Source organism: Inquilinus sp. OTU3971, assembly GCF_038440215.1.
On sequence record NZ_JASATH010000476.1, the window covers coordinates 1 to 245 of the forward strand.

The 245-nt window shown below is 70.2% G+C and carries 1 pseudogene; it reads right to left on the reverse strand.

Annotation, left to right across the window (positions count from 1 at the left end):
• Nucleotides 1–245, reverse strand: a pseudogene (locus AAHM41_RS40490) (succinate--CoA ligase subunit alpha); the annotation flags it as partial.

Below are 245 nucleotides of genomic sequence, written 5' to 3' on the forward strand. Positions count from 1 at the left end.
CCCATCACCTCGGCGTCGCCGCCGATCTCGCCGATCATGATGATGCCCTCGGTCTCCGGGTCGCCCAGGAACAGCTCCAGCGCGTCGACGAAGCTGGTGCCGTTCACCGGGTCGCCGCCGATGCCGATGCAGGTGGTCTGGCCCAGGCCCGCCGCCGTGGTCTGCGCCACCGCCTCATAGGTCAGCGTGCCCGACCGGCTGACGATGCCGATCTTGCCGCGCCGGTGGATGTGGCCCGGCATGAT